Here is a 24227-nt window from a genome sequence, read left to right on the forward strand (position 1 = left end):
CGTCATGACGCACAGCACATCCCGCCTCTCCGGGCCGGAGCAGGCTGCCACGACCAACTGCCCGGGCACGGACCGTTGGCTCGGCAGGCACGTTCGTGGGCTTTCGGGCTGACCGGCCGGCGCACCCGATGAAGGCGTGCCTTCTGCACTCCATCGAGAACGCCAGGGCCTAGGTCTTTCCAGGCTGACGCTGCTTGCAGACGGACGGCTGGTTTCAAGCGAGCCGAAGGCGTTGGTCGGGGGCGTCTCGGCGCAGAGGGTCGGGGGATTCGTTGATGCGCATCAGCCAGTCGTAGGTGCGTACCTGGATGTGGGAGCGCCGGGCATGCAGTTCCCGGATTTCGGCGGCTGCGTCGTCGTAAGTCTCGCGGGCCATGATGATCAAGCCTGGGACTTCGGCCGTGATACCCGGCAGGCCCAGCCCGTCGGCGTCGCGCGCGGAGCGGGCGTAGTGCAGATTGGTGGACAGCCACCTGCGCCAGTCCTCGATCTGGTCGACCGCGTGCCGCAGGGTGGCCGTCGCCCGCCTATTGCCGGGGTTGGTCAGGCGACTGACCGGGCTCTCCAGTTCGACCAGCGTCCACCGAACTCCGAGTGAGGTCTGACCGGCGATCATGAAGTCGGCCATGTAGTGGTTGCCGAGCTGAACCTGGGGCCGGATCCAGGTGTCGTGGGTGCCCACTACGGTGCCGGCCAGCAGCGCCGGGTGCTTCTCCAAGAGCCGCTGCATCGCGGCCTCGTCGTCCGCTGTCTCCAGTGCGTTGCGCAGTGCCTCGATCGCCGCCGGGGTCGCTGGAAAGTTGATCCGCCAGCGTTCCAGCTGTGCCTCCTGGGCTCGGGTAATCCGAGCCGGGTTGCTCTGAACCGCAGCGGCGTGTTCGCGGGCCAGATGGAGCTGATCGAGATAGCCGTCCTCACCGGGGCGGGTGATGCGGGTGACCCATGCGGGGCAGTACCCAGCCCGTGGCCGCCCCGGAAGTGCAGTCGGCCATTGGCGCCGATTGATGAAATCTCGCCGTGCATACCCGGCCCCTTGCGCCGGTCGCGAGCGGTAACTACGTCATCGACCGCAGGCTCTAGCCGACGCAGGGCGGCGGCGGACTCGCGGTCACGGGCGACGCGCAGCCAGGCGTTAAGCACCTCCCGGCACCCGAGCTTATCCATGTCGGGAACCGCCAGGTCCGTGCGGTTCGCAAGATCGAGGAGGACCTCGTACTCGTCGTCGCCGAAGTCACCGGCGAGCGTGAGTCCCAGAGGCATTCGAAGCAGGACGCGCAGCTCGGCGGCAGCGACCGGCGCGGGTGTGGCCTGTCCTAGGGGCAAGCCCAAGGCGCGGGCGATGGTAATCTGCTCGGCCGTCGGTGCCTTGCACTTACATTCGAGGCTCTCGGCCACGACCTGCCACCGTAGCTCTGGCACGTCCCCTCCTTCTGAAACGCCGCGCCCACCGTAGCCGCAAGCGGCGACTTGGTGTGGTGGTTCTTCAGTGAGCTTCTTCAGCGTTGCCGCTCCAGGGTGAGGACGGCTTTGGCGATTGACGTCATGCGGTTCGGGCTGCAGCGGGCTCTGCGGAAGATCCGCCAGGACTTCAGGCGGGCGACACCGCGTTCGACCGGTGCCCCGTGCCGCGGCCAGGGCCCGGTTGACGGTCTTCTCGGTGGAGGTGAGTTCCTGCAGGGGCCTTTGTTTGATGCCCTGGTCAGTCAGGGGCCACCGCCCTGGTAGGCAAGATCCGCCAGGATGGGGACGCCCTGGCGCTCGCAGATGCGGATGATCCGGTGGGTGCGGGCGGCGGTCAGGTCATGAGACCGGCCCGGCAGCGCGGGTGAGAGCCACAGCAACCGGCCGTCCGGATCGGTGACCACCTGCACGTTCACACCGTGGCGCACCCCCGCGCGGCTTGCGGCCAAACCGATGCTCGGCACCTTCGCCCCCCTGCCCACCGAGAAGCACGGACCGCGCGCGTCCTAAGCGGCAACCAGTGATGGCCCGAAGCTCTGGACGGTAGATGCCCGCAACCGGCTTGGCCGGGATCAGGATCGCCCCGTCGTGAACAGTTGCAGTGAACTGTTCACTACGTTTTGCTTCCGGTATGGCACAGTCCCTCCGTCCCCAGGCCCTGCAACGCCAACGACTGTTCAGAGACATGAGCGTGGAACAGCTCGCCGAGGCTGTAGGGGTTACGCCACGTGCTGTACGCCACTGGGAAGCGGGAACACGGACTGTTGGTGACCGAGCTTTCGGCCGATTGCTAGAGGTTCTGCGATGTGGTGCGCAGGATCTGACAGGGCGCGAACCGGGTACCGAGAGCCTGGCCGACTTGCGTCGTGATGCTGGCTTGAGCACGGAAGAGGCCGCCTCAGCTCTACGGCGCAAGCGTGGTGCACACGGCCTGCATATCAGCGCCGAGAAGATCCGCGATCTTGAGCGTGGCAGAGGTGTGCGCGGCTGGATGTGGGGATCTCCGGAGACCCTGGGGAGGGTGGCGCACATGATCGCCCAGGTCTATAGAGTCCCCGACCGGGTGGTGATGGATGCCTGGCGCCGCAGCCGCCCGGAGGACCCTCTCCCAGTGCTTCCCGTCCGACGTCCACGTCAGCCTTCCGAGGAGTCGATGGCTGTATGGAGGGCCCTCAACGAGCGGCAACGTACCTATCTGACGTGCATCTTCCGTCACGACCAGGAGGTAGAGGAAGAACAGCGGCAGGCCCGCTTGGTGGGAGCGGAACAACGGCCGGCAGCCGAATGGCGGCGCATGACGTTGGCGGTCTCCGCCTCGTCTGATGTAGTCGGGTACACCCGCATTCAGGAGGGGCTGCGCGCAGCGGGTGTACACGACCCCGGAGCTGGATCGTCGGTGGCCGCTTTGGAGCGGCGGGGCCTGATCGTCGTGTACCGGGACCGGCTGTATGTCGATGGGCTGGGGGATATCCCGCGTACCCGGGTGGAGATGACCCGGCGCGGGCGAGCGGTGGCCCGTGCGGCCCTCGGGGTTCCCCGGGAAGCAGGGCCACCCGCGCCGCTGCTGTCGTTGTGGCTGTGGAAGATCATGGTTAGGGTCGCGCGCGCCGGGGCGCAGGGGGTGGACGGCAGCCTCGCCGGACGTGGGCCGCATTACTTGGCGGTGGGGCAAAGCCCTGACGGACGGACCCCGAGCCGGGGCTTCATCGTGTTGCGGCACCCCGACGGAGTGGCTCATGGACCGTACCGGTGGTTCCTCACCGACTCCGGGCGGAGCCACATCATCAACCACCTCGACGCCTACCGCGGCCTGTATCCCAGTATCGACACCGAGGGCCTCGACGAAAGCTCTGACTGAACTCTTTTCGCGATTTCCAGGGCCCGTTGTCAGTGGCCTGCCGTAGGGTCCGGCGCGTGATGCAAGCTGACGACACAACGGATATTCAGCAGACTCACGCACTGCTGGAGATCGTCAAGGCGTTCGCCGTGTGCGAGCACGCGATGGTCGGCGAGGGACTGGACGGGCCGAGACGCCTGGACCGCCTCATGGAGGCCCACGGCATCCTGATGGCGGCCTGCGGCCCGGGGCACCTGATCCTGTTCGACGAACTGATGGGCAGGCTCACTGGCGACCGGGCTGGCTCCCTGGAAGGGCTGCTGCCCGACTGGATCGACAGCGAGGCTCTCGCCGGCGTGCGGCTCATGGACAGCGAGGGCGTCGCCACGGAGGACGGGTTCGACTTCCGGCACGAAGCCCAGCGCGTCCTGCGGGCCGCGCAGAAGGTCGGCAAGTTCACCGGGCAGGTAACGAAACCGAAGCTGGATGACGAGTACAGCCAGGAAGCCGTCTTCAGCGCGATCAAGGGCTCCTTCTACCAGAGGCACCGCTCCACGCTGGTTGAGAACCCGACGGTGCCGGCGGGCAGTCTCGCGGAGCTCAAGCTGCCGTCCCGGGCGAACGACTTCTTCAAGCCGATCGCCCAGTACGCGCAGTTCAACGGCTGGTGGTGGCCCTGCCCTGCCTGCAAGTGGCCGATGAAGGTGACTGCTGCCCGCACGGGCGCGCGTACAAGGGGCAGGGTGCGGTGTCTGTACCCCTGGCATGAGGAGACGGGCGCGTCGTACGAGTTCGTCGTGACCGCCCGCAAAAAGTCGGCCCCCGAGCTGAGTCCGACGTTCGAATGCCGGGTCCCGTCTGACCGGTTCGCACGCCTGTGGACCGGGGCCCTACCGCACGTGCCGCAGGCCAAGCCGGCCGCGGAGTACATGGCGCTGGTACGGCCGGTGTGGCGCTACACCGTCATCCCTGGCCTACCCGAACTGGCGCTGCACCGAGCCGCCGCGGCGGCCCTGGAGGGGACCGCCTGGACATCACATCTGTGGCCCAACGGGGACCAGTGTGACCTGTGGATCACCCGCGAAGGCAGCGAACAGCCGCAGCTTCTTGCTGACTTCAAGGACTACACCTGGCCGAATCACCTGGTCAGCAAGCTCCACATGGACGGCGGCGATAAGGGCGGCGCCGAGTACCTGGTGGTGCCCGACCATCGCCAGGACCAGGTGGCCCAGCTCCATGCGGTGTGCCGCACATACAGGATGAAGGCGGCGATGACCGCGACGGACTACCTGGAGATGGTCATCACGCAGACCAAGGAGGGCCAGGCGTGAGCGGGGAGATGACGGGGAAGGAAGCCGGCCTGGCTGGAGCACTCGCTCTGGCCGCGCACTACCTTCCCCGCAAGGACGACGAGGGGCGCATCCTGGCCGGCTTCGAAGAGGCCACGTTCTTCGCCCACCGCAAGCCGCACGCATGGTCGGAATGGGCGAGCTTGCCAGTGGCCGAGCGGAACCTGATCCGTCAGGTGATGGCCTTGATGGCTCCCGAATGGACGGATGCGAAGAAACTCCGGGCCGCCGTCCTCGCACTCCTAGGCACCCTGGCCCCCGATCCCGACCTCGCGGACAGGTCGGGAGGTTCGCTGCGGCTGCCGGCCGGAGACCCGCAGCTGGCCGAGGCGGTGATCCCCAGGGTGGGAGGGGATTTCCTCGGCTACGCACAGCGGGTCACCGGGCCGTTCTTCACCTTCGGCAAGCGCCCCAAGGCGCAGGCGTTCGCGGGCCCGGGAACCCTCAAGACGAGGACGGCCTACCTGGGCCAAGAGCACGGCACGACCAGCAGGGAGATCCATATCCAGGCGACTCCCGGCTTCCTTGAAGCGCCCGGCCACGAGGTGCTCCCGCAGGTGCACACCCGCCCGCAGCGCGACCGGGTCGCGCCGACAGTGAACCAACTCCTGGATGTCGCCAAGATCCTCAGCGGCCAGGACAAGAGCGTCGCCTACCTGCACAAGGTGCTCAAGCGCTTCTTCAAGGCAATGAAGACGACCGACGGCGAGCTGACCGAACTCGACCTGACGACCGGAGACCTGCAGGTCCTCAACGCCCCCACGGGTAGCGGCAAAACGGTACTCGTACGGGTCATGGCGTCCTGGGCAGCGCTCAACGACCGGCGGATCGCCCTCGCTGTCACCGATGTCCGCGCCACCCTGGACATGGCCTGGGACATCAACAACGACCTGGCCTATCTGCACAAGAACAAGCACCTAGCCGAGCCCGCTCACTGCACTCCGCTGATGTCCCCGTCGAGCATGCACCGGCGGGCCATGGACTACGCCGCCCTGGGCACCTCCACCCAGATCGACGAATGGGATCGGCGCGCCAGGACCGATATCGCGCTGCTGTCGGCCGGCTGCGCGCAGCGGGCGTTGATGGACCCGCCCACCCTGTACCCGTACGGGGAGGAGAACTGCACCTCGCTGACCTCTGCGGCCACCGGCTCCACCCGGCTCACCTGCTCCTTCGCCCCGGTGTGCGGCAAGTTCCAGCAGTTCTACCGGGCCACCGACGCGGCCGTGATCGTCACCAACCACGCCAACCTCCTGGAAGGCCGCACACGCATCGGTGTCGTCCTGGACGGGCAGGAGTTCCGTGGCAAGGCACGTGGCACCAGGGGCATGAGCGTGCTGGAGATGACGCTCCGTGCCTGCGATGCGCTGGTGATCGATGAGATCGATGCCTTCCAGACGGCCGCCATCAACCGCTGTACCTCGGAGCTCACTCTGGCTTCCCGGAAACGGACGACCGCGCTGCGGGAAATCGACTCGGACGCCAGGAACCTCCCCGTCGTCCATGAGATGGCCCTCGCAGCGCCGGTCAGCCACGCCCGACTCATGGCTGAGATGCTGCTGCTGTGGCTCTGCTCAGGCAGCGGGCTCAGGCTGAACCCGGGCAACCAGGCGGACAGCCCTGACGGGGCCAGCCGCGACAACACCGGCTGGCGCCTGGCCCGCTCGAGGGACCGTGAAATCCTTCAGCTCCTGTTCCCCGACCAGACCGCGGCCGACGACGTTCCGCCCGAGCTGTTCGCCTTCCTCGACGAGATCATGCCCGCCCGCTGGTACGCGGCCGAACCGGATGAGGAGGCCGAGCTTCCCGACGGAGCCGACTGGAACGCCATCCAAACAGCCCTGACGATCCTCACCGCGCAGCGCGGCCAGGACCACCTCACCGACACTCGCGACGCGATGCGCACGCTCCTGCGTGAGCTCGTGCCCGATCCGCATCAGCAGGCCGCCGTGGTGAACCTGTTGATCACCCGCACCGTGCTACGGGAACTCGACAGCGCGCTGGACGAGCTGCGCATGCAGGCCCAGACCCTGCGCTATCTCGACCTGGGATCGGTCCGCAAGATCCTTGAAAGCATGCGCAGCAGCACGGTCGCCACCCTCTACCCCCTGGCCATGCTGGGCCGCTCCATCCACGGCTACCAGGTCAAGGGCATGGACAAAAAGGAGCAGGAAGCGGAACTCCTGTCACGTTCTTTCGGCGGTGATCCGCACACCTTCGTCAGCGAACTCGGCGGCCTCACCGCCCTGCTGGCGGCCGGCGTGCAGCGTCCGGTCATGGGCCTGTCCGCCACCGCCTACCTACCACAGGCCGTACAGGAACACATCCATGCCCCGGTCCGCTGGTGGCTCCCCGACACCCGTCCGGAGTCCATCGTCACCCTCGCCACGCCTGTACGGGGCAGCAGCGGGGATGCCATGAGGATCGGGGGTCTCCCGCCAGAGCTGAAGCCCAACGCACTGCGCGATCTCGGCCGGGGCCTGTACGAGCAGCAGCTCGCCAAGCGCCTGGCCCGCCTGGAGAAGCACGAACCGGAACGGGCTCGCGTCATCCTCGCCGTCAACTCCTATGAGCAGGCCGCCTACCTCGCCTCCGGGGTGGCACAGGCCGACGGGCTGAACCACCGGATCTGCCTGCTGGTGAAGAAGCCGGAGAAACAGAACTACGAGGAGCACCTGCCTGCCCACGTGGACCGGATGGTCCGCGAAGAGCTCAAGGAGTTCCCCGACCGCGGAGAGATCCTGATCGCTCCCCTCGCCGTCATCGGCCGGGGCCTGAACATCGTCGTCGGAACGCGCTCGGCAGTCCGCGACATCTATCTGTGCGTCCGGCCTGTCCTGAGCATCGAGGACACCGACTGGCTGCACGCAAGCGTCAACGCCGCCGGTTACAACACCCTTCCCGCCGGCGGCAGCGACGAGCCCCTGGCCGTCCTGCGCACAGCAGGCGAAGCCTCCTGGAAGCAACTCACCAAGATCCTTCGCTCCCCGGCCCGGTTCTCCAACATGGACCACGACCTGCGCAAGGAACTCGTCGCAGGCATGCTCGTCCTGCTCATCCAGCTCGCCGGCCGTGCCCGGCGGGGCGAGACCGACATGACCCTCCACATCGTGGACCACTCCATCCACGACAAGAAGTTCAGCTCCGACCTGGCCACGATCATCGAACAGATCTACCGCGACTGGACGCCGAAACAGCGCGACATCATGAATGAGCTCTACGGTCAAGCGCTTCAGGCATTCCTGACCTACGCAGGGCTCGACCGCGAGACGCTCTGAACTGACCACGCCTGTCACACCGCCTTGCCGCGGCGGAGACGGACCCGCATCCTCTCCCAAACGGAGAGACCGAGAGACGAGGTACCCCCGCTCATGGGGCGAAGCAACACGCAGCGGGATCTCACCGCGCACACCACATCCATCCGGTGCACCCCCGAGCTCCTGGACGGCATGACCGCCCTGGTCTGGGACTTCGGCGACTACCACTCACCCATCCGCACGGCCTGGCGGGAACTGGGGAGCACGGCCTCACAGAACGGAAAATGGATCAAGGGTGTCCAGGAATCCGACCCCTTCCTGGTCCCCTACTCCATCGCTGTCACCGTGCTCCAACAGATCACCGATGGCTACGTCTACCTGGACAAGAACCTGGCCTTCATGGTCACGCTCAACCCTGTGGAGCCCGACACCCTTAGAACGGTCTTCACCTACCTGGAAGGCATCGTCCGACGTGTCCCTCTGGACGAGATCCCCTTCATGGATCCACCCACCTTGGCCCGACTGGTCACGGACGTCACTCCTGAGCACCGCAGCCTTGCCAAGAACATCCTCCAGGAGGAAGACGGCAAGCCCGCCAGCCCGGACAGCTGGGCCTATGAGGCGGTGAAGTGGCACATCGCCAAGAAGCTGGCGTCAAAGCCCTTCCTGGACCGGGAAGTCGAGCCGGTCCGTGAGGCGTACGAGGCGGCGAACGGCCAGGTGAAACACAGGACCGTCGACTGGCAGCCCTCCGAGAACGTCGCGGCCGTGCAGTACCGGCCCATCAGTAACGGTGACCTGATCGCCTGGGAACAGCCCATCGGCCCGATCTTCGCCACCCTCGCCCACCCGGTCGACCTCGCCGAAGCAGTCAAGGCCCGTCCCGAGAACCCCACCCGCAGCCAAGTCCAGTACGCGCTGTCCCGCCTGTCGGTGAAGATGGCCACCTACACGGCCGAGCCGAACCCCGTCCTGAATCTTGACGCCCACATCCGGCGCATCAACAACACGGTGATCCACGCCAGCACCGTTCTCGTGGACCAGGGACCAGACCGGCCGATCATGTCTGTGTCCCTGGATGGCCGCGGTCTGCGACAGACGAACAAGCACGCGCTGGAAATCCTGGCGAAGATGGACGCCGACCGGTCATCGCTGAACGCCATCGAGGAACGCGTGGCCGATGAGCGCAGCCGCCTGAACGTCAGGGACGAAAACGGCAAGAGGATCGACATCCTGACCCCTCCTCCTGGAGCGATCAGGCCGACCATGCCGAAGACGGACTCCTTCGCTGTCGGTACCGGCGCCGGCATCTACCATCTCTCGCTGCTGCGGGAACACATCCAGCGAGTCTTCGGTGACGCCGTCTCCCCGCTCGACCTGAAGTCGAAGGGGAACGTCTTCGGTAAGCGTTCCCACGAGCCCGCCTCCCCCGCCCAGGAGAAAGAGAAGAAACAGAAGAAGCAGGATGGCGAATACGTCGATCTCATCGGCAAGCCCTCCCCGGAGGGTATCCGCCGTTCCATCGAGGCAGCCGGATACAAGAAACTCCGCATCCTGTGCCTGTGGTACCGCGACGCGACCCTTACGCGGATGATCCACGGCCTCGCCCACCCCTACGGCCTGGACCCGGAGGGCATCGATCCTGACCCCGACGGAAAGAAGTCATTCCCACTCGCTGACGGCATCGAAGCTGTCTTCTGCAACGCCGAATCCCTGCTGGAGCACGGCCCCGGCACTCAGCGCGCCACCGACGCCCAAAGGATCAGCGGCACGTTCGCAGAACCCGGCGTCCTCCTCGCCGCTTGGTGTGAAACAGAGATCCCAGTGCGCGGCGAGGAACACGAGGGCATGAAGCCCGCCGAAGTGAAGACCGTCCTCGCGGAGAATGACGCCAAGCACCAAGTCGTACGGGAGCTCGCCAAGGCCGCAGTGCCGTCCCAATTCCTCATCGGCCGCGAGTATGACCCGTTCACCAAGACCTTCAACATCATCAAGAAGCCCGCGAAAGCCTTCGAAGACCACCGCGTCTACATGGGTCTGCTGGACCTTTACCGTTCATGCGGGGTCGTGGACGACCGGTTCGAGCGTGCCCTCTACCCCGACGACGACCCCTACCCGCTGCCCCGCATGGCCTTCTGCGGCATCCACATCCGCAAGCAGGCCACGGACCGCAAGTACAAGGGCCAGCCCAAAAGGATCATCACCGCCAGCGCAATCATCCCCTCCCCTGAACCCGGCGGCCCGTGGCACATGATCGCCTGGAGCAACATCCACCCGCGGTGGGAGCACTACGCCCTCGCACAGAGCAACTTCCACGCCGCCAACTACCCTCTTCACACTGAAAACGGCGACGGCGAAATCCAGCGCTGGGCGCAGGCTGGTGAAGACGTCCGCACCGCCCTCCAAGAGCTCCACGATGAGCTCGACGGCCTGCCCTACGCCTTGATGATCGACGGCCACGCCAGCCGCCGCGTATGGCCCGGCCTCCACAACAACAAGCAGGGCCTCGGAAAAGATCCCGGCGACCCGCGCCTCTGGCTCCCCGCAAGCGGACTGCCCCCGTCCTGGAACCCGGTCAGCATCATCCGCATGAACTGCGCGCAGGCGGAAATGCCCCGCCTGGTCGCCGTCACCGAAAAGCAGAAGAACGGCAAGACCGTCACTGTCAAGACCTCCAGCGACCTCTACTACCCGGAATCCCGGCCCGAAGGTCATCCCTGGTTCCTGTTCACCGAACCCCGCAACTACGGCAAGAAGCGCCACGGGCAGTGGAAGACCCGCTGGCGCGCAGACCCCGGGAAGGCATCGAAGAATGCCGACGAACGCAAGGAGAACGAACTCAACGCACCGTGGTACAGCATGACCACCAGGGAGATCACCCCCATGCACACGCGGGACGGCTACGACCGAGAGACTCTCGCGGTTGCCGCGGCTCGGCTCTGCCACCAGGCGCTCTCCTGGTCAGACCGGACGCGATACCCGGCCCCGCTCCACGCCGCGCTTCAGATGGACCTTGGCCACCCCCAGTACCGACGCTCCGCGCCGAAGGACTTTGAGAGCATCGAAATTTTGAGGGAAGCCAGCGGCACCGACCTGTAGGTACAGGGACGGCTCCGAGCCGTACTGTGTGGCGGCCTCGAAGATGAGGCCGCCACCGTACGGCAGCAACGCTGGTCGCACTCATCTCGACGGCGCCCGCTGGACATTGGAGTCACGGCTGGGACATCTACTGCAGGATCTCGAACGCCTTGCGGCGGAAGCCGACCGCCGTGAGCAGGAGAAGGAGCTGCGTGAGGCCGAGCAACGGCGCCGCTGGTACACGGCCGTCGCGCGGGCTCGCGAGCAGCAGATCGAGCAGCACAGGGCGACGATTCTTACCGGGCAGATTCGGGCCTGGCGGCAGACCGAAGAGATGCGCCTTCTGCCAGACAGCCCGCGCCCGAGCAGGCGAGGCGCCGGTCGCGACGGACGAGGCGGACTGGCTGGAATGGGCTGAGGCGTACGCGGTGCAACTCGACCCCTTGAGGGAGCCCTTGCGCACTCCTGTGGATCCGCCTGCCGAGCGGGAGGCGCTGCGTGAGCTGGCGAAGATCGGTGCCTACGCCTACGCGTGGCCGTTCGACGCAGACGGCCGCTGGACGCTTCCCGGCGACTGGTCAACCGACCCGCGAACGTGACCCGGCCGGCTCAACCGGGAAACACCTTTGCCCTGTCCGTGGAGGACAGGGCAAAGGAACGTTCATGCGACGATGGTGAGCGGGGTTTCCATGCGTTCCCAGGCTCCCAGCACAGCCTTATGGGCGTCCGGCTGGAGGTGGGCGTAGCGCTGGGTGGTCTGGAAGCTCTCGTGGCCGAGAAGGTGCTGAACTTCGTAGAGCGAAACTCCCCTCTGGACAAGCCACGAAGCGCAGGTATGGCGCATGGAGTGCGGCGGGTAGTGCGGGACGAGCTGCAACTCGCCGTCGTCGCCGAAATGGTAGGCAGCCTCGACAGCAGGCCACCAGATCTGCCGACGCCAGTTGCTGTCGGCGAGGAGGCGCCCGGAGCGGCCCTTGGTGATGGTCGTGAAGACCACTGCGTCGCGGTCGAGCCGGTGGATGTGGCGTTCGAGAGCTGCGAGGACGTGGGGCGGGAGCGGGACCTCCCGGCGACTCTTGGAACTCTTGGGGTACTCCTTGATGCCGCTCTTGGTGTTGACCTCCACGACGAACAGGCGGGAGCGGCGTGTGTCGATGCGGTGGCGGTGCAGGCCGGAGAGCTCTCCCCAACGCAGTCCGGTGTAGAAGCCGAGCAGGCACATCGTCCGCCAGGCGGGGGTGAGTCCGTCGAGGATGCTCTGCGCCTGGTCAGGCGTGAACCACTGCGGCGGTTTGACCGCGATGGGCGGCAGATCGATGCTGCGGCACGGGCTCACCGCGATCACATCGTCGTCGACAGCAGCGCGCATGATGGACGACGTCAGGTTGTAGGCCCGCTTGATCGCGGCAGGGCCTGCGCCCTTCTCGACCAGGGAGCGTATCCAGCTCTGGACGTCCATGCGGGTGATGGCCCGCATCTCCCGGTCAGCCCAGTACGGCATGACGTGGTTCTTGATGCTGGACGCGTCGCCCCGCAGCGTGTGGGGTTCGACGATGCGGGCGTTCCACCACCGGTCGTGCCACTCCCGGAACGCGATCTCGCCGGCCCGCGGGTCGCGCATGCCTCCGCGGGCGAACTGTGTCTCCAGCTCGATGCCCCAGGCCCGCGCCTGGGCCTTAAGGGGGAAGGACTCGCTGAACCGGTCTCCGGCCCGGTTGCGTACGGTCGCCTGCCACTTGCCGGACTTCAATTTGCGCAGGTACGCGGTACTACTCCTTTGTTCGGAAGCGGTGAGATCTGGGCTGGGGGCGAGAATTCACCGACGGGGGCGCGGGGAACCAACCAATCTCCTGGCGATGAACTCCTCAAGCCCGGCAGCAGGGACACGGACGCGAGATCGTTCCGTCCCGGTGCGCAGGTCGACGACCGGGAGGTCGCCGGCGGCGATGAAGCGGTAGACGGTGCGCCGGTCGACGTCCAGGGCGGCGGCGACAGCGGGAATGGACAGCAAACGGGCAGGCATGCGCGAGTCCTCGGAAACAGAGGGGGAAAGGCCAAGCAGGTGAATTGATTCAGCCGGGCTGCCGGCAGTCCACGGCGCAGGGCAACCGGCCCTGTAGGGCAGTGGGAACCAGATCGCTGGGGGTCGAGCCATGTGACACGGCCGCGTGCGGCGTGGACCGCCGACGTTCGAAATGTGCTCGGCGGGTGGTCTTCGCGCTCGGATCGTGAGTCGGAGCGCGAGAGGGGAAACTACCGCTCGGGAATGTCCGAAAGGCGCAGGATCTCTTCCAGGTGCTCCCAGTCGATCTCGATGTCTTCCAGCCGGAAGCGGTGCGGGTACCGCAGCGCAATCCAGCTCGCACTCACGCCAGCCCACTCGGCGACACCCCACGCAGGAACGCCCGCCTCGAGCCAGCGGTCCAGACAGGAGTCACGCAGGCTGGAGACCTGCTCCCCCAAGCCCGCCTGCACCTCGTCCGGGCTCAACACCGCTTGGCGAGCGTGCCTCCACGCCCTCTTGTATTCGGAGGACGCCAACGGCCCACCCCGCTCGGCCGGGAACAGCAGGTCTTCAGCTTCCAAACCCGCCTCGTCTATCCAGCGCCTCAGCACACCCACGACGTCCGGGGAGACAGGAACCTTCCGGCGCTCATCAGCACGGACCAACACCTCCCCGAACTCCCCGTCCGGGAGCGTCACGTCCTGTGCCCGGACCGAGGCTGCTTCACCCGGCGAAAGGGCGGTGCCCGCCATAGAGGCGAGGAAAGGGAAAACGGCTCCCGAAGATTCCTCCTGGATCCACTCCAGAAGGGCGCGAACATGGTCCGCAGAGAGCAAGGACGATTCACCTATTGCCAGCTTCGACAAGCTACATGACTCCTCACACGAGACATCGGGACGCGTCGGCATCCCCTGGTCATTCAATGGTCTGGAGAAGCGCCGGTTTGGCCAACCGGCGATCGTCGGCTATGTTGCGCCCGCGACGCACCTCTCGCGGTCCCGACTGATGCGCAGAAAGCAGGTCCTGCTTTCTCAAGACCGCTCTAGGTTTGCTTCCTTCGCCGAGTTAATCCAGTCCGTATGGGACTCAATGTGTCTGCTGTCGGCGAATCTGCCCGAACCCGCCCATACCTGCCCCTCGACGGCCAGGAAACGCGAGGATAGAGCAGGCGCCTTCTAAGCACTTGGCCGCAGGTTCGAGTCCTGCCGGGGGCGCGCAGCGGGACCCCTCCTTTGGGAGGGGTCTTTTTGCTGGTCAGGGGCGGTTTTCAGCCGGAGGTGGGGGTGCCGAAGGGAGAGCGTCGGATGGCTGAATCCGTCCGACTGAAACCGGTCAGAGGCGGGCTCTGGCGGCTACTTTTCCCGAAAACTTCCCGAAGTTTGGTCCTACCCGCAGCCATGCCTCAGTCCGACCGGCGGGCTCTCCTGTGCCGATCAGCCCCCGGCCGGACGGCCGTGAGCCACCCCTCCGCACCGGCCGGCAGGGTGGGGCGGGGCACGGGGTGGGGCGAGGCACGGGGTGGGGCGAGGCACGGGGTGGGGCGAGGCGACCGTAGAAGCGAAGATCACAACCAAGTCGTGCGGCACGCCGGCGCTGAAGCTGGCGCACCACAGGTACGGATCCCCGACGACAGGCTCGGCCCCACGCCTGCCAGCCGAGTCGGCCGGGCCGCGGATCGGCATCGCAGAGGGGCGGCGGCACCTCCTCCAGGGATCTACGGGGACAAGCCGATGGCAGGGCGTTACAGTCCGAGAGTAGGAGAGGGGCCTGATGGCGCTGAACAAGAAGGGTTCTCGGCGGATCACAGTCGACGGGGCCGCCTACCGCTGGCGGATCCGCCGGAAGCCGTCCTCCACGCAGGGACTGTGCTGGACGCCTTTGGCCTACGCCGTCGAACTCGCCGACGACGACCGCCCGGGCAGGACGTTGGTTGTCACCACGGGCCAGCCGCACCCCAGTAACTGGCTGGGCCTTGAAGCGGAGCCCGTCAGGCCGGATCATGTTGCCGCCAGTATCAAAGAGGCACTGGCGCAGGGCTGGGAGCCTGCCGGGTCCGGCTCGCCCTTCCTGCTTGACCAGTCGGCGGCTTTCGTCCCGTCGCCTTGATCGTCAGACGGCCTGGGCTAGAGCCCGGAAACAGCTTGCCGGTGCGAGAGGGTGATTCGACGCTGGACCGTGTCGATGTCAAGGATCTTGACCAGTAGTGCGTCACCCACCTGGATGCCGAACTGAGGGTTTTCCAGGCGCTCGTCGGCCAGTTCGGAGTTGTGTACCAGCCCCTCGAAACCGTTCTCCACCTCTTCCATGCGTACGAAGACGCCGAACGGTATGAGTCTGGTGACGCGGCCGACGAGGGTCTGGCCGATCTGCACGGTCAGCAATGGCATCGGATCTTCGTACAGGGCCTTGAGGGACAGTGATACGCGTTCGCGGACGGGATCGACGTCGAGGATTTCGGCGTTGACCTCCTGACCGACGGAGACGACGTCGGACGGGTGGTCGAAGGGGCGCCATGACAGCTCGGGGATATTGATCATCGCTTCGAAGCCGCCGATGTCCACGAAGGTGACGCCGAAGTCGGCGATGTGGGTCACCGTGCCGGTGACGGTCTCGCCTCGGTGAAGGGTCTTGAGGAAGGCCCAGTTCCGGTCGCTCGGCGTCGGCTCGGTCTGCCAGCGGGCCCGTACCACTCCGTCGTCGTCAGGCATGACGGCGGTGAACAGAGGCGCACGTTCATCGGCATACACGGGCAGGAGCGCCGCAGCTTCGGCGTCGGACAGCCGGGCGGCCAGCTCCGCGAACTCATCCTCGTCAGCGACAGCGCTGTGGATCCGGCCGCTCTTGTCCTGCCAGACACATTCGACGAGGCCCTCGGCGGGGAGGGTGCCGATGACTGCATCGACGTCGGGGGGCAGGTCCGGCCATACGGCCAGCCGGGCGCGGGGAGCGATCCCGGCGCGAACCGTGTCGATGGAGTCGCGCGTGAGGCGGTGCCATCGCGAGGCGCCTTCGGCGTACGTCTCTTCCAGAAGCCCGGCGCGGCATGCGGCGACTGCCCAGCGCAGACCGGCCCAGAACTCGTCGTCGCCGGGCCTCTGGACATCTGCGCCGTCGGTCTCCATCTCGTACGGAGAGGAGCCCAGGCGTTCCGGAAACAGCCCCAGCGCGCGGGTTCGGGCCAGCGCCTCCTCGCAGGGCCGGCTACTGCCGATGTAGAGGTACTGGTCCCATCCCACATGGACCGCGAACGCGCCTTCTGCCTCCAGCCGGCACCAGGCGCCGTTGTCACGCAACATGGCACGCACCAGCTCCAGCGCGATGTCGAGCGGCACCTCTGCCCCGTCGTGAAAACCGGTCGGACCGGCAGGGAAGAACCCGGCCAACCCAAAGCCGTCCACCGGCGGCTCCGAACCGAAGTGCGCGAAGGACGGGACCTGCGGTTCACGTACGGCCAGGTGCTCGACGCCGGTGTCCTCGGCGAAGGCCGCGACCGCCTGAAGATAAGACGCCTCGACCTCGCCGTGATCGCTGACCGTGTCCTCACTGCCGGTGTAATACCCGTGTTCGTCACGGTCGGCGGGGTCGTACTTGGTCACGCGGTAGACGTAGGGGAGCTGCACCGTCCCATCATCCAGCACGCTGCCTGCCACCCCGCGAGAAAGGGTTGTCTGGAGCGTTCACGCCGGGATCGTCGCACGTCGGATGCCGGTGTCCACAGGCATATCCGTTGACGGAGGCGATCGGCACCGCCAGGGTCGGTGCATGGATTCCGCTCCCGCGTCGCGCGGTCACACAGCAGCCTGGTCGAAGCTACTGGAGACCTACCGTCCTCGGCCCGCTGATGAGCAGCAGGGTCCGCCGTCCCTGGGGCGCCTGATCGAGGCGGCCGGCCGCAACACCACGCTCGGTGCGATGTACCCCTGGGTGTCGATGCAGCAGCTGAGCGTGTCCACTGAGGACAAGTGGGAGGAGTGGGGGCACGCCTCACTTCCAGCGATGTTCGCCCGGCCCGACGGGTACGAGGTAGTGGGCCACGACCGGCGGGGAGAGATCGTCCGGCTGACGACGCGCGACCCGGCAAAGGCCGCCGCGTTCGCAGCGGGCCTGGTGCGCACCGACGACGTCGTCAGGCCGGTGGGGCCACACACCTGGTCACCCGAGGTGGAGCAAGTCCTGCGGGAGGCGGGCTGGCATGCCGGACGGGCTGTCGATACGGCGGGGTGGAAACGGCGATTGGAACAGAACGGCTTCCGCTCTCATGCCGCTGCCGAGGACTTCCTGCGCGAGTTCGGAGGACTGGCGGTCGGGCATGGTGGCGTCGGCATCACCCGCGCCCGGGAACCCGTCGATCTGGACCCGCTCCTGGCGCTGGGCGAGGCCGACCGCTTCGACGAGTGGGGCGAGGAGATCGGCCACCGCCTCTTCCCGGTCGGCGAACTCGCCGGTGGTCACGCGTTTCTCGGCCTGGACGAGGACGGTGAACTGTACGTCGTCGACGACTGGCTGGCGCGATTCGGCCGTATGCCCGAGGCCATGGAGAACCTCGTTCTCGGCGTCATGCCCGTGCGCATGCCGGAACCCGAGTAGGCCGGGGCGCAGGAGAACGTCCTGAGCCGTCGGCACAACGCTCGTGGTCGTCCGCTCAGGACGCCGCGGTATCCCTGAACATGGTGAGGAGCGCCCGGGCGCGGTCCCGGAAGGCTTCGTCCTGGCGGATGATGCGATTCTCGACGCCCGAGCGGACCACCCGGGCGTCGCCGTCGGCGAGGACCGCGAGCCGGCGCAGGTGGTCGTCGGTCAGGGCGGCGCCTCCGAGGGCTTCCAAGGCGTCGCAGGCCCCTGCCGGATCGGCGTCCGACTCGGCGGACGCCAGGGCGGCCGAGGCGAGCGCGGCGTGGTCCAGAGCGGCAGGGTCCGCCACGGCGACGAGGGCCAGCGCCGCGGCCGGCGCCTGTACCGGGTCGTCCAGGGCCGCCTCCAGCCTGGCGGTGAGCGGACGACCGGCCGGGCCGAGGAACGCGGTCGCCCGGGCGGCCCGCGCCACCAACCAGCGGGTCCACTGGCTCTGCGCGGCGCGGTCGAAGACCGACGCAAGGACGGCGACGACAGGTTCCGGGTCCCCCGTGACACGCCACAGGGCTTCGGCGAGGGCCGTGTCCGTGTCCAGCGCGGGCGTGGTGCCCTTGTCCGGGTCGCTGAGCGCCCCACGCAGGAGTGGCGCCAGAGCCGCTCCTCGGGAACCGAGTACGGCAGCGGTCCTGGCGGCGTCGCGCAGGTCGCGGCCACCCCGGCCGAGTTCCTGTTCGAGACATCGCAGCAGCGGTTCGGAATCGTCCGTGAGGTCGTACAGGGCCTTCGCCGCCGGGAGGACGTCCCGTTGGGCTGCCGCCCGCAGCGCGGTGACGGCCATGTCGCGATCCGCTGGAGCGCAGTCTGCCGCGACGGAGGCAAGGGCACGTGTGGCCTGGCCGGGAATATGGGGGACCGCTGCGCACAGCTCGGGCAGCGCGGCCGCAGCCTCGGCACCCCACCCGGCCAACAGACTGGTCAGCTGCCATGGTTCGTTGCCGCTGAGCGCCGCGGGCCGGGAGAGGCGAGAGCGAACGGCATCGAGGAGTTCCCTGTCGAACGGGAAGGCCGCGCTTTCCGCGTCCCACGGTCCGGTCGCCGCGTCGAGGGCGCGCGGGCGGCGCCCGAGGCCGGCGGCGAGGAGCGGGGCAGCCTGCTCGGGTGCGACGAGCACGAGTGCGGCCAGAGCACGGTCGGCGTGCTCGTCCTCCCGATCCAGGTTCCGTCCGGCGAGAGGGGCGAGCACGTCCGCAGCGGGTTCGGCAGCTTGGGCCAGCCGCCCCAAGAGAGACGCCATGTCCACCACGGCCTTGTCGTCGACAGCCGCCGCACGCAGGCTCTCCACCAACTGCTGCGGGGCACTGCGCGAGAGCATGCAGGCGCGGTCGGCTGCCCAGGCGCCTTCGGCCCGGACCTCGGCCCGACTGTCGCGCAGGGCCGCGTCGACCAGGGCGAACGCCGCCTCCCGCGCCGGTCCGTGATCCCGGCCCAGGAGGGTCTCGACGACGGCGGCCAGCGGCTCGCCGCGTTCGAGGTCGAAGTCGGAACGCAAGGAGTCGGCAGGCAGGAGCGACAGCATCGTCGCGTGCAGGGACTCGTTCCACGGAGCGCCCGCGTCGAGGCAGGCGAAGAGGGCGGCCAGCCGCACCACGGCGGGCTGGGACGGGTCCAGGACGGAAACCGCCTCAGCTGCTCCCCACTGCGGGTCGAGCCGAGCGGTCCCGGCCAGGACCTCGGCCCGGACGGCGGGCTCGGTCTCCTCCGCCCAGCAGGAACGCAGCGCGGGCAGCACAGTGTCGGGGACACGGGTGTTCGAGACCGCCCAGGCGGCGGTCCGCCGGACGTCCGGCTCGGCATCGGCCAGCAGCGGCAGAAGCAGCACCAACTGCTCGGCCACGGCCGCCCGCACCCCGCCCGGCGCCACCTCGTACTCGTCCTCGCTCTCGGCCATGCCACCGAGCAACCCGAGGACGTCAGCCGTACGGTGGCCGGCCGCCGCGATCCTGGCGAGGAACGGCACCGCTTCCGCGCTGGCCGCGTAGACCGTCCCCTGATGCAGCACGCTCCCGTACAGCTCCGACAGTGCTTCGTCCGCCGCAGCCACGTCCGTACCGGTCAGAGCGCGAAGCAAGTCGGGAACGTCTTCCGCGCTGCCGTACGCGTGGGAGGAGGCGGCCCAGGGCACAGCGTCCAGGCCGTCGAGCGGGTGTGCGAGATCCATGCGGGGCATGGTGCCATCCGCCCCTGACAGAGACTCTCCGCAGCCAGCAGCACGGCTCATCGGGCGCCCTTCCAGCTGGTTGAAGTAACCGGCCGTGTTACGCGACGGCACATCAGACAGAACGGCCTTCAAGGCGCGGCGCCGTCGGCAACACGCGAAATTATCGTGCCGTCAGACGTCACCTTGCCCGCGCACCTCTCGTCGAAGAGACTGCGGCACGGGTAGGCCCGATACTCGAAGGCAACCGCGGACCGGGCAGCGCCTGGGGGCCTTCGATGCGCTGCTGAAGTTCGGCAATCTGGCCGGCGATGCAGCGGGCGTAGGTGGAGAGCAGGACGGGGACGCTGTTGCCGGCCCATTCGGCGACCTGGGCGGGTGGGATGCCGTTGTTGAGCCAGGTCGTCAGGCAGGTGTGCCGGAGGTCGTATACGCGCTTCCCGACAGGCGACTTGAACTCGTGCTCGGGCAGGACGGCCTTGCGGGCCTTGGCCCAGATCCGTCGGTAGACGGAGCCTGCCAGGAGGCCGCCCTTCTCACCGGAGAAGAGCAGGTCGCCGGGCTTGAGCTGATCGCGGGCGATCAGGTCCCGAAGGCTCGCGACCAGTTCGGGGTGAAGGGGGACGGTACGGGTGTCGCCGGATGCCCGGCCCTTAAGGTCTCGGGTCTCGTGGACCTCGCCGTCGTCGGTCCAGTGGCTGCCGACCTCAGGCTCCGCCGTGTGGACACGGAGCTCGCCCCAGCCGGTAGCCGGGAGGATGGCGTCCTCAACTCGCAGGGCGACCGCTTCCTCGGGGCGTAGGCCGGCGTAGTACAGGGTCGCGAAGAACACGGTGAGCCGGTGGCCGGTGCGAGGACGCGCGGCGATCCAAAGGAGCAGGGCAGCCACCTGGTGGGGGTTGAGGAGGGACCGCTTGTCGACCGCGCTGGAGGTCTTCGGGGCGGTGTTGTCCTCCTTCCCCTTGGGCATGGGGTTGACTCGGAGGACGTTCTGGCGGACTGCGTGGCGCAGGGCCACGTTGAGGATGCGGCGGTAGCGCGTGGCGGAGCTGGCGGCGGCCGGCGTGCCGTCGAGGACGGTGTCGAGCGCGTGGAGGACGGCGTCGACGTGCTTGGTGTCCTCCCAGACGCTCATCGGTAGCGAGTTGCGCCGGATCCAGGACAGGATCGCCCGGTACTCGGAGGGGGCCTCCTCCCGGCGGTTCTTGTTGAAGGCGTACTCGCGCAGCGCCTTGCGGATGTCGACGCCCTCGTACTGGACGGGTTCGGCCCGGAGGAGGGCGAGCGTGGCCTTAGTCAGGGCCTTGGCGGTGCTGATGCGGTTGTTCGCCGAGATGCGGGACCACTTCATGTCGACGTACTGGAGGGCGAAGTCGTACCAGGTGATCTCGGTGGACGGCGCGGCGTGGGAGGCAGGACGGCCGGTGTCCAGGTCGAAGGGCTCGCCATTGTTGGCGGCGACGAGCAGGGTGGCGCGGAAGGATTCGGCGAGCGCGCTCTTCTTGAACGTCTCACCGTGCCGCCGGCCGTCGACCGACCAGCGCACGGTGTACGTGGTGCCGCGCTTCCCCTCGTAGACCTCCGTCTTGTAGAAGCGGACCTTGTAGGACCGGTTGGTCACGCAGCGGCCTCGCAGTCGGAGAGCCAGTTCTCCAGGTCGCTGCGGCGGATGCGCAGGCTGCCGTTCGGAAGTTTCACGCACTGGGGCGCGCGCCCTTTCTGGCGCCAGTCGTAGAAGGTCGACCGGGAAATCCGCAGCTCTTCACAGAGCTCGTCGACGGTGAGCTTTTCTTCGGAACGGCGGGTGGCGGATATCGGGGGTCGGCGCAAGGTTTCTCTCTCGGGAATGGACATGGCTCTGGCAGGGTCCGGCACGATGGGCGTTCCGGGACCCACAATCATCCGCAAAATTCCCGGTTAGGCTAACCGGCGATCGTCGGCTATGTTGCGCCCGCTCCAACCGCCCCGGGGAGCGCGAGGGGGTCGGCGAGGAGGACCTGCGGGGCGACCCCGAGGGCCGTGGCGATGGCGACGAGGTCGTCGATGTCGCAGCGGCGGACGGTGCGTTCGATGCGGGAGAGCGCGGTGAACGTCATGAGCCGGCCGAGGGCGGTGACGCGGGCGGCGAGCTGGCGCTGGGAGTAGCCGCGGGCGGTGCGGGTGCGTTCGATGGCGTGGGCGGCGGTTCGTCCGGCGGGTCCGATTTCGAGGGGGCGTGGCGGCATGGGTGGTGTTGTAGCTTGCGCGCCGTCCTTTTCGGAAGGGCTTTCCTGTCTGCCGTGAGCGATGCGGATCACACGGCGATTTCTGGCGATGATTTCGCCAACCGGGATCTCGGGTCTACAGTCACCGGACCGTGGGTGAGACGACTTGTGTGTGGTTTCAGAATCAAGTCTGGACTTTCGCGCACCGGGTGTGGCTGTGTTGTCCACGCACCCCGGCGCCGCCGGATTCCCTGTCCCCCTTCCCGATTCCGAATGGTGGTCGATCGACATCGCCCGTATCCGCACCATCAAGCCCGAGGCGTTCGCGTCGGAGTCCCTCGCGTCCGTGTCGCTGTCCGCCGAGCGGACCTTCTTCGGCCTGCTCACCCAGGCCGACGACCAGGGCCGCCTCCGCGACCAGGCCGCGGTCATCGCCGGCCAGTTGTGGTCGCTGCGCCGCGAGCACGGGCCTGTGGAGGTCGAGGACGACCTCACCCAGCTCGATGGGGCCGGGTTGATCTGCCGCTACGAGGGAGGCGACGGCAAGCGATACCTGCACATCGTCACCTTCGCCCAGCACCAGAAGATCAATCGCCCCAGCGGCGTCCGCAATCCCCCGTGCCCGCACCACGATCTCGGTGTTCCGCGTGAGCCCTCATCGCGGGTGCCCGGAGCGGTCACGGAGCCCTCCGTGACTCGGCCGGGAGGACTCACGGAGATCTCCGTGAACGGCGAATCCGCAGGTCAGGGCGGATTCCGTGAGCCCTCGCCACTGACGCAGGGAGGGCTCACGGAGCCTGTGGTGAGCCCTCACGGTCCGGATCTAGGACCTAGGAACAGGGATCTAGGAACTACCCCGTTGGGGGGCGCGAGCGCCCCCGCGCCGCAGACTGTCTCGGCGAAGGACCTGATCGGCGAGTACGCCGCCGCGTGCACGCACCGACCGCCCCGAGACGTCCTCAGCCATCTCGGCGGGCAGGTGCGCAAGCTCCTCGACGAGGGCATCGACCCCGTCCACGTACGGGCGGGTCTCGATCGGAACCGTGCCAAGGGCCTGCACCCGAGCACCCTGCCCAGCCTGGTGCACGAGGCCATGAACGCCGCCACGCCCGCGCCCGCCGCCCACCGGCCGTGGACCAACCCCGCCGACGTCGCCGTCGCCTACGGAGGTGACCTGTGACCGCCACCCTCACCCGGGACCCGCACCAGGTCGGCCGGATCGCCGACCGCCTCGGCGCCATCCTGACCCAGCGGGGCATCGGCCCTGCCACCACCGCGCACGAGCCGCTGCCAGAGCCCGTCACCGCGCTGGAGCTGGCCGACGCCCGCATCCCCGCCCGCTACCGGCGCGCCCTGACCGACCACCCCCACGTCACCGCCTGGGTAGACGAGATCACCCGCGCCGGCCGCCCCGGACCGGCAGGCGCACCGGGAATCTCGGAGGGCCCGTCCCTGCTGATCGCCGGCCCCACCGGCACCGGCAAGACCCACCAGGCGTACGGCGCCATCCGCGCCCTCCTCACCGCCGGCGTACGCCTGCGCTGGGAGGCCATCACCGCCGCCGACCTGTACGCCCGCCTGCGCCCACGCTCCGGCTTCGACAGCGAACGCGAGCTGCAGGCCCTGGCGCGCTGCCCGCTGCTGCTCCTGGACGACCTCGGAGCGGCCAAGACCAGCGAGTGGACCGAGGAGCTCACCTACCGGCTGATCAACCACCGGTACGAGCACCTGCGCCCCACCCTGATCACCACCAACCTCCCCACCGCCGACCTACGCACCGCCCTCGGCGACCGCGTCGCCTCCCGCCTCGCCGAGATGACCGAACGCGTCATCCTCGACGGCCCCGACCGCAGACGCCACCCCGCAGCCTGACCTCCCTGCTGGGGACCGGGGACCGTGCGGTCCCTGGTCCCCGACCTGCGGGGATTCGGACAGGTCCAGCGGAGGCCGTACGCGGGGACCGAACCCGCCGTACGCGGGGACCGTCCCCCTGACGGTCCGTCGGTCCCCAGTCCCACCGGATGCCGGGGACCGGTCCCCGACGCTCGCGGTCCCCGGTCCCCAGCCAGAGGTCGCGGCAGAAGCGGGACCGGGGGACCGCGAGGACCTGTGCCAGGGGACCGACGAGGCCGGGGGGAACGGGTTGTACCCCGCCGCCACAGGCACGAATCCGCTTCTCAGGGCGGCCACGAGGCCGGTCCCCGCACCTGTCCCCTGCGGCATGCGGAGCCGGTCCCGGGGACCTCGCA

Annotated in this window: 18 protein-coding genes and 2 pseudogenes; 9 read left to right on the forward strand and 11 right to left on the reverse strand. The window is 68.0% G+C overall.

Going from position 1 to position 24227, the window contains the following annotated elements; all coding sequences use genetic code 11:
• Positions 1-214: 214 nt before the first annotated feature.
• Together K7787_RS00190 and K7787_RS00195 are read right to left on the reverse strand one after the other, a co-directional pair.
• Positions 215-730: a Shedu anti-phage system protein SduA domain-containing protein gene (locus K7787_RS00190; protein ID WP_223000027.1), complete on the reverse strand. Its 516-nt coding sequence runs from the start codon at positions 728-730 to the stop codon at positions 215-217.
• A 766-nt stretch (positions 731-1496) separates the two neighbouring features.
• Positions 1497-1886 (reverse strand): annotated as a pseudogene (locus K7787_RS00195) (transposase family protein); the annotation flags it as partial.
• Between the two features lie 206 nt (positions 1887-2092).
• Between K7787_RS00195 and K7787_RS32360 the strand changes: the two are divergent.
• From K7787_RS32360 to K7787_RS00215, 5 genes and pseudogenes are all read left to right on the forward strand, one after another.
• A pseudogene (locus K7787_RS32360) lies at positions 2093-2269 on the forward strand (helix-turn-helix domain-containing protein); the annotation flags it as partial.
• A 69-nt stretch (positions 2270-2338) separates the two neighbouring features.
• The gene (locus K7787_RS00200; RefSeq protein ID WP_372456588.1) at positions 2339-3319 is read left to right on the forward strand and encodes an XRE family transcriptional regulator; all 981 of its coding nucleotides are present in this window, start codon (positions 2339-2341) and stop codon (positions 3317-3319) included.
• A gap of 59 nt (positions 3320-3378) precedes the next feature.
• Positions 3379-4629 carry a restriction endonuclease-related protein gene (locus tag K7787_RS00205; RefSeq protein ID WP_223000126.1) on the forward strand — a complete coding sequence of 417 codons (1251 nt, stop codon included), beginning with the start codon at positions 3379-3381 and terminating at the stop codon, positions 4627-4629.
• Entirely contained in the window at positions 4626-7925 is a 3300-nt protein-coding gene (locus K7787_RS00210; RefSeq protein WP_223000029.1) for a hypothetical protein, read from the forward strand. Before K7787_RS00205 ends, K7787_RS00210 begins: the two co-directional genes overlap by 4 nt.
• 93 nt (positions 7926-8018) lie before the next feature.
• A complete protein-coding gene (locus K7787_RS00215; protein ID WP_223000030.1) occupies positions 8019-11003 on the forward strand; it encodes an RNaseH domain-containing protein in 2985 nt (994 codons plus the stop codon).
• Positions 11004-11130: 127 nt separating this feature from the next.
• Here the strand turns inward: K7787_RS00215 and K7787_RS32035 are convergent, their stop codons facing one another.
• The 4 genes from K7787_RS32035 to K7787_RS00230 form a co-directional block, all read right to left on the reverse strand.
• Positions 11131-11265, reverse strand: a complete 135-nt coding sequence (locus K7787_RS32035) for a hypothetical protein (RefSeq protein WP_282107210.1) — start codon at positions 11263-11265, stop codon at positions 11131-11133.
• 378 nt (positions 11266-11643) lie between these two features.
• The gene (locus K7787_RS00220) at positions 11644-12732 is read right to left on the reverse strand and encodes a tyrosine-type recombinase/integrase (protein ID WP_223000031.1); all 1089 of its coding nucleotides are present in this window, start codon (positions 12730-12732) and stop codon (positions 11644-11646) included.
• Positions 12733-12798: 66 nt separating this feature from the next.
• The gene (locus K7787_RS32210) at positions 12799-13137 is read right to left on the reverse strand and encodes a helix-turn-helix domain-containing protein (RefSeq protein WP_308036257.1); all 339 of its coding nucleotides are present in this window, start codon (positions 13135-13137) and stop codon (positions 12799-12801) included.
• A 98-nt stretch (positions 13138-13235) separates the two neighbouring features.
• Positions 13236-13853 carry a tyrosine-type recombinase/integrase gene (locus K7787_RS00230; protein ID WP_223000032.1) on the reverse strand — a complete coding sequence of 206 codons (618 nt, stop codon included), beginning with the start codon at positions 13851-13853 and terminating at the stop codon, positions 13236-13238.
• Positions 13854-14757: 904 nt separating this feature from the next.
• Between K7787_RS00230 and K7787_RS00235 the strand changes: the two genes are divergently transcribed.
• On the forward strand, positions 14758-15093 hold the full coding sequence (locus tag K7787_RS00235; protein ID WP_223000033.1) for a hypothetical protein: 336 nt from the start codon (positions 14758-14760) through the stop codon (positions 15091-15093).
• A 17-nt stretch (positions 15094-15110) separates the two neighbouring features.
• Here the strand turns inward: K7787_RS00235 and K7787_RS00240 are convergent, their stop codons facing one another.
• A complete protein-coding gene (locus K7787_RS00240) occupies positions 15111-16637 on the reverse strand; it encodes a S1 RNA-binding domain-containing protein (protein ID WP_308036258.1) in 1527 nt (508 codons plus the stop codon).
• 112 nt (positions 16638-16749) lie between these two features.
• On the opposite strand from K7787_RS00240, the gene K7787_RS00245 reads away from it, so the two are divergent.
• The gene (locus K7787_RS00245; protein ID WP_223000034.1) at positions 16750-17574 is read left to right on the forward strand and encodes an SUKH-3 domain-containing protein; all 825 of its coding nucleotides are present in this window, start codon (positions 16750-16752) and stop codon (positions 17572-17574) included.
• A 55-nt stretch (positions 17575-17629) separates the two neighbouring features.
• Here K7787_RS00245 and K7787_RS00250 read toward each other — a convergent pair whose 3' ends face one another.
• The 4 genes from K7787_RS00250 to K7787_RS00265 form a co-directional block, all read right to left on the reverse strand.
• Positions 17630-19909 carry a HEAT repeat domain-containing protein gene (locus tag K7787_RS00250; RefSeq protein ID WP_247720384.1) on the reverse strand — a complete coding sequence of 760 codons (2280 nt, stop codon included), beginning with the start codon at positions 19907-19909 and terminating at the stop codon, positions 17630-17632.
• A gap of 46 nt (positions 19910-19955) precedes the next feature.
• Complete coding sequence (locus K7787_RS32215) at positions 19956-21395, reverse strand: tyrosine-type recombinase/integrase (protein ID WP_223000035.1); 1440 nt, start codon at positions 21393-21395, stop codon at positions 19956-19958.
• Positions 21392-21628, reverse strand: coding sequence for a helix-turn-helix transcriptional regulator (locus tag K7787_RS00260; RefSeq protein WP_223000036.1), 237 nt, complete (start codon positions 21626-21628; stop codon positions 21392-21394). The genes K7787_RS32215 and K7787_RS00260 overlap by 4 nt, the downstream gene beginning before the upstream one ends.
• An 86-nt stretch (positions 21629-21714) precedes the next feature.
• Positions 21715-21999, reverse strand: a complete 285-nt coding sequence (locus tag K7787_RS00265; protein ID WP_223000037.1) for a helix-turn-helix domain-containing protein — start codon at positions 21997-21999, stop codon at positions 21715-21717.
• A 268-nt stretch (positions 22000-22267) separates the two neighbouring features.
• Between K7787_RS00265 and K7787_RS00270 the strand changes: the two genes are divergently transcribed.
• Positions 22268-23158, forward strand: coding sequence for a hypothetical protein (locus K7787_RS00270; RefSeq protein ID WP_223000129.1), 891 nt, complete (start codon positions 22268-22270; stop codon positions 23156-23158).
• Positions 23155-23850 (forward strand): ATP-binding protein, encoded by a 696-nt coding sequence (locus K7787_RS00275; protein WP_223000038.1) that lies wholly within the window; start codon positions 23155-23157, stop codon positions 23848-23850. Before K7787_RS00270 ends, K7787_RS00275 begins: the two co-directional genes overlap by 4 nt.
• Positions 23851-24227: the final 377 nt, after the last annotated feature.

The sequence above is a fragment of the Streptomyces sennicomposti genome (assembly GCF_019890635.1).
Taxonomy (GTDB): domain Bacteria; phylum Actinomycetota; class Actinomycetes; order Streptomycetales; family Streptomycetaceae; genus Streptomyces; species Streptomyces sennicomposti.

Bases quoted from the DNA above. Each gene is read 5' to 3' on its own strand.
- K7787_RS00245 (WP_223000034.1), top strand. From the start codon at position 16,750: ATGGATTCCGCTCCCGCGTCGCGCGGTCACACAGCAGCCTGGTCGAAG.
- K7787_RS00205 (WP_223000126.1), top strand. From the start codon at position 3,379: ATGCAAGCTGACGACACAACGGATATTCAGCAGACTCACGCACTGCTG.
- K7787_RS00235 (WP_223000033.1), top strand. From the start codon at position 14,758: ATGGCGCTGAACAAGAAGGGTTCTCGGCGGATCACAGTCGACGGGGCC.
- K7787_RS00265 (WP_223000037.1), bottom strand. From the start codon at position 21,999: ATGCCGCCACGCCCCCTCGAAATCGGACCCGCCGGACGAACCGCCGCC.
- K7787_RS00190 (WP_223000027.1), bottom strand. From the start codon at position 730: ATGCAGCGGCTCTTGGAGAAGCACCCGGCGCTGCTGGCCGGCACCGTA.
- K7787_RS00215 (WP_223000030.1), top strand. From the start codon at position 8,019: ATGGGGCGAAGCAACACGCAGCGGGATCTCACCGCGCACACCACATCC.
- K7787_RS32210 (WP_308036257.1), bottom strand. From the start codon at position 13,137: ATGGCTCGACCCCCAGCGATCTGGTTCCCACTGCCCTACAGGGCCGGT.
- K7787_RS00260 (WP_223000036.1), bottom strand. From the start codon at position 21,628: ATGTCCATTCCCGAGAGAGAAACCTTGCGCCGACCCCCGATATCCGCC.